Consider the following 4,934-nt stretch of genomic DNA (forward strand, 5'->3'; position numbering starts at 1 on the left):
CAGTCCTTGAGGTTGTACTTGGCCAGCGCCGGTTTGTCCTCGGCGAACATGCGGTTGATTTCGTCCATGCGCTGGTAGGGGTTGTCGATGGCCTTGCCTTCGCCCAACAGGGTTTGCGCGACGTTTTCCAGGCTGAACGAGGGGAAGCTCCAGGTCGCCGAACGCAGGGCTTCGATGCCGTCGATGATCAGTCGCCCGGCAGCGGATGCGAAGTAATGATTGCCGTTGCCGTGTTCGCGCCATTGCATTTCCTCGCCGCCACGCCCCAGCTTCAGCGGCACGGCCAGGCGCCGGGCGTGCTGGTGAAGCACCCGAAGGTCGAACTGCACCACGTTCCAGCCGATGATTGCATCGGGGTCATGTCGGGCGAACCACTCGTTGAGCTTCTTCAGCAGCAGGGTGCGCGATTCGCAGTACTCAAGCTGGAAATCCACTTCACTGTCATCGCCATTGGGCGGCCCCAACATGTACACCTGACGCTCGCCGCAGCCTTCCAGGGCGATGGAGTACAAGTCGCCCTGAGCCGTGGTCTCGATGTCCAGCGACACCAGTTTCAAGTGTGGTCGATAGTCGGGATCGGGCTTCATCTGCGCATCGCGCAGCAGGTCATCAGCGCCCGGCGTACCGCCAAAACGCACTGGCGCGGTGATGAACCGTTCCATCATGTAGCGTTCCGGCGGGCGCACGTCGGCTTCGTACACTTCAACGCCCATTCGCCGCAGTGCCGTTTCCAGGCGCATCAACTGCCCGTGCTGGCGGCAATACAAGCCGAGCACCGGGCGGTGTTCGAAATCCAGCAAGGACAAAGGCTTGAGTTCGACGTTTTTTTCGTCTTGCAGCAACGCCTCGGCCTGCTCGCGCTGACTGACCGGCAGGAATGCCACCGATGGCTGATAAGGCAGGCGGATGCGCCGGGGACCGCTATCGGTCGCCAGCCAGAACTCGACCTCCGTACCCGCCGGGGTATCGCGCCAATGCCGGGTCAGGACAAAGCCCTGGGGTAAATCGGCCACTGCAAACCTCGAAATGGATTCAGGGTGTCAATTCTACGCGTCGATTCGGCGGCCGGTTGCTGTAAAAAACCGCCAAATGACGTTTTTTGAGCGTTATCTGCCGCTTTCGCCCTTGCTCTCAGGGCCGGTGTCTACGATTCTTCAAGGACAACGACAACACCCGGGAAACCGCCATGAAAACCGTCGCGCAACTGCTCAAGTTGAAAGATCAGAAAAACCAGGAAGTGCACCAGATCAAACCCGATCACATGGTGCTGGAAGCGCTGATGAAGATGGCCGAGAAGAATGTCGGCGCCTTGCTGGTGGTGGAGAACGATGAAGTGCTGGGCATCATCAGCGAACGGGATTACGCGCGCAAACTGGTGCTGCATGGCCGTTCTTCGGTGGGTACGCCGGTGCGCGACATCATGGTGTCGCCGGTGATCACCGTGGACACTCACCAAACAGTCGATACCTGCCTGGGCATCATGTCCGACAAACGCCTGCGTCACTTGCCGGTGGTGGAAAACGGCCGGCTGATCGGCTTGCTGTCGATCGGCGACCTGGTCAAGGAAGCCATCGCTGAACAGGCTGAATTGATTCGGCAACTGGAGCAGTACATCCGCGGCGAATAAACCCAGGTCACCGCAGTCCCCACCTGTGGGCGCGAGCCTGCTCGCGATGAGGCCATGGCAGCCAATATCGAGGCCAAATGCCCGGTCGCCATCGCTGGCAGGCCAGCTCCCACAGGTGGTCGGTGCGCTTCAGCCCGGCCAATGCCGGGCAAACACCGGCGCCAATGTTGGATGTCGGTCAATCCGCTCCAGCCAGGCAAAAAATCCTGGCCGGGCCTGGCGCAAATGCTCGCGGCTTCCTCCCCATCGCGTGATCACCGCCGCCAGCACGTCAAGCGCGCCAGGCGGTTCTTCACCCAGATACAGCTCCCCTGAAAACTGATCGGCAAACACTTCCCAACTCCAGTGCAGCCTCGCGCGGGTACCGGCCATCAGGTTTTGTCGCGACGATTCATCAGCCTCGGCCAGCCAGCGTTCCGGGTAGTCGATGATGCCGATTGCCGCGTAACAATTGCTGACGATATACACCAGCCCGCGAATGGCCTGATCACGGTCGGCTGGGTGATCGGGCAACAGCTTTGCCGCTGGAAACGTCAGTGCGAGATGGATCAGGATCGCCGCACTCTCGGTCAGGATGCTGCCGTCAGGCAGTTGCAGTGTCGGAATCTGCTTGAGCGGGTTGAGCTTCTCCAATGCCAGCGCGGCCTCCGGGGAGGCTTCGACATCGATGAAGCGGTAAGGAATCTCACACAGCTCCAGCGCGGCCTCGACCGCCGCCGCGCCCGAATTCTGATGACCGTAGAGTTGATACATACACACCTCCTTGGGATGCTCTCAAGCAGCTGACTCTTGTCGCGATGAAAAATTTCTTCGAGGCGCTGCATCCAGAATGCCTTGCCAAGGGTAGTACCTGTAGCAGCTCCTGTTGCTGCCGAGTGCACTACCCACTTTCGGAGAGCTTTTGATGAACGCCAAACAACTGATTTGCCTTGTCGGTTTGTTCGCCACCGTTCCTGCGACCTACGCCCAGACCGGTCTGCCAGACAACATCAAGGTGCCCGACGGGCACAAGGTCGCCCTGGAAACCACCGGGGTCGGCGAAATCACCTACGAATGCCGGGACAAAGCCAATGCGGCCGGCCAGACCGAATGGACCTTCGTCGGCCCCAAAGCCGTGCTCAATGATCGCAGCGGCAAACAGATCGGAACTTATTTCGGACCGCCGGCCACATGGCAAGCCAACGACGGGTCGAAAATCACCGGCACGCAACTCGCCGTGGCACCGTCGAGCCCGGGGAACCTGCCTTACCAACTGGTCAAGGCCAACCCGGCCGAAGGCAAAGGCGCCATGAGCGGCGTCAGCTACATCCAGCGCGTCGCCCTCAAGGGCGGTGTCGCGCCAAGTAGCGAATGCACGACGGCCAACAAGGGCAAGCAGGAAGTGGTGCAGTATCAGGCGGATTACATTTTCTGGGCGGCCAGTTGAGGCCCGGGAGCTGACTTAGTCGCCTGCGGGGACAAACTTGCGGCTACAGGAATGCCGTTTGTTTGCTAGATTGCATTCGACATCTCAACCACCACCGGCCGAGAACAGTGTCCTTGCCCGAAACCGTCTTCGACTATGAACACCACCTGGCGGCCTGCGCTCGCGGCGAGCGTCAGGCCCTGCGCGATTTGTATGTGCAGGAGAGCCCGCGGTTGTTGGGGGTAGCCAAGCGGCTGGTACGGGATTCGGCCCTGGCCGAGGACATCGTCCACGATGCATTCTTGAAGATCTGGACCGGCGCCGGGGGTTTTGACCCGGCGCGGGGTTCGGCCCGAGGCTGGATGTTCAGCGTGACCCGGCATCTGGCACTCAACTACCTGCGTGATCACAATCGCGAGCTTCAAGGCAATGTCGACGTTCTGGACAGCACGGACACCTTTGATGTCCAGATGCATTCGGCACGCATCCACCGGTGCCTGGAACAACTGGAACCGCTGCGGCGCGACTGCATTGTGCATGCCTATGTCGACGGATATTCCCACGCGCAAATTTCACACAAGCTCGGCACCCCGCTGGGCACAGTCAAAGCGTGGATCAAGCGGAGCCTGACGGCGTTGCGGGAGTGCCTGGGATGATCAGCAAACCGACCGACGAAACCCCGCAAGCGCTCGATGAACTGGCCAGTGAGTATGTGCTGGGAACACTTTCCGCCGAGCAACGAGCCGAGGTTCAGCAACGCCTGCACAGCGATATCGGGCTGCGCAACGCCGTCGATAACTGGGAGAGCCGTTTGCTGGGCCTGACCGAACTGGCCGAGCCGCACACCCCATCGACGCAACTGTGGCAGCGCATCGAACGCAGCGTGGAGGCCCTTGATCGCCCGCCATCGACATCCCGCGTGCTCCCGTCGGCCACCTGGTGGAATCGCCTGCCACTCTGGCGAGGGCTGGCCGGTGCCGGGTTGGCCGCGAGCTTGTTGCTGGGCGCTATGTTGCTGACGCAAACCACGGTCAAACCGACGTATCTGGTGGTGTTGGTCGCTCCGCAAGACAAGGCGCCGGGCTGGGTGATTCAGGCCAGCAACCCCCGGGAGATCCAGCTGATCCCGTTGGGTGTTGTGGAAGTGCCGGCAGACAAGGCACTGGAGTTCTGGACCAAGGCCGAAGGCTGGCAAGGCCCGGTGTCTCTCGGTTTGGTAAAACCGGGGCAAACGCTTTCGGTGCCGTTGGACAAACTGCCGCCGCTGGAACCGAACCAACTGTTCGAACTGACTCTGGAAAACCCCAATGGCTCGCCAATCGGCAAGCCGACCGGGCCGATTCAATTTATCGGCCGCGCGGTGAAAGTCCTCTGAGCGATATCATCAATCCCACGACAGGAATGGCGCTCGTGAGATCAATCCTGTCGATGTTCACCATCACGTCAATGAAGTTCTCTTAAAAAATCCGCGGCGTAACATTGGCTCCATACCAACCAACAACACCCCGGAGCACACGATCATGAAACGCCAAACCATCCTCAGCATCGCTTTCTCGGTTTTCGCAATCAACGCTTTTGCCGCGACCTCTGTTCAACCCGTCGTCGCTGAAGGCGGCTCGGATCGACTGATCGAAAGCCGTGTGGCTGAAGGTGGCGCTGATCGCCTGCTGGAAAAACGCAATGCTGTAGCGGCTGATGGTTCGGATCGTTTGAAAGGTAATGAAGTCGCCGCCGATGGCTCCGACCGCCTGCAAGGCAACACCGTCGCCGCTGACGGTTCCGACCGCCTGAAAGGCAACGAAGTCGCCGCCGATGGTTCCGACCGCCTGAAAGGCAACGAAGTCGCCGCCGATGGCTCCGACCGCCTGAAAGGCAACGAAGTCGCTGCCGATGGCTCCGACC

The 4,934-nt window shown here is 60.4% G+C and carries 7 protein-coding genes; 5 read left to right on the forward strand and 2 right to left on the reverse strand.

What is annotated here, in order from left to right:
• Window positions 1–1,013, reverse strand: a 1,013-nt coding sequence (locus tag D8U69_RS12020; protein WP_277751160.1) for a 3'-5' exonuclease, incomplete at its 3' end; no start/stop codon positions are given.
• A 173-nt stretch (window positions 1,014–1,186) separates the two neighbouring features.
• On the opposite strand from D8U69_RS12020, the gene D8U69_RS12025 reads away from it, so the two are divergent.
• Window positions 1,187–1,627: a CBS domain-containing protein gene (locus tag D8U69_RS12025; protein WP_056854796.1), complete on the forward strand. Its 441-nt coding sequence runs from the start codon at window positions 1,187–1,189 to the stop codon at window positions 1,625–1,627.
• A gap of 129 nt (window positions 1,628–1,756) precedes the next feature.
• Here the strand turns inward: D8U69_RS12025 and D8U69_RS12030 are convergent, their stop codons facing one another.
• The gene (locus tag D8U69_RS12030) at window positions 1,757–2,380 is read right to left on the reverse strand and encodes a glutathione S-transferase (RefSeq protein ID WP_130907364.1); all 624 of its coding nucleotides are present in this window, start codon (window positions 2,378–2,380) and stop codon (window positions 1,757–1,759) included.
• Between the two features lie 151 nt (window positions 2,381–2,531).
• On the opposite strand from D8U69_RS12030, the gene D8U69_RS12035 reads away from it, so the two are divergent.
• From D8U69_RS12035 to D8U69_RS12050, 4 genes are all read left to right on the forward strand, one after another.
• Entirely contained in the window at window positions 2,532–3,053 is a 522-nt protein-coding gene (locus D8U69_RS12035) for a DUF3455 domain-containing protein (RefSeq protein ID WP_056854798.1), read from the forward strand.
• Window positions 3,054–3,160: 107 nt separating this feature from the next.
• Entirely contained in the window at window positions 3,161–3,688 is a 528-nt protein-coding gene (locus D8U69_RS12040; RefSeq protein ID WP_130904224.1) for a sigma-70 family RNA polymerase sigma factor, read from the forward strand.
• Entirely contained in the window at window positions 3,685–4,407 is a 723-nt protein-coding gene (locus tag D8U69_RS12045; RefSeq protein WP_130904223.1) for an anti-sigma factor, read from the forward strand. The genes D8U69_RS12040 and D8U69_RS12045 overlap by 4 nt, the downstream gene beginning before the upstream one ends.
• Window positions 4,408–4,552: 145 nt before the next feature.
• Window positions 4,553–4,934, forward strand: a 382-nt coding sequence (locus D8U69_RS12050; RefSeq protein ID WP_130907365.1) for a hypothetical protein, incomplete at its 3' end; no start/stop codon positions are given.

This window comes from Pseudomonas sp. Sample_16 (assembly GCF_004307665.1).
GTDB lineage: Bacteria > Pseudomonadota > Gammaproteobacteria > Pseudomonadales > Pseudomonadaceae > Aquipseudomonas.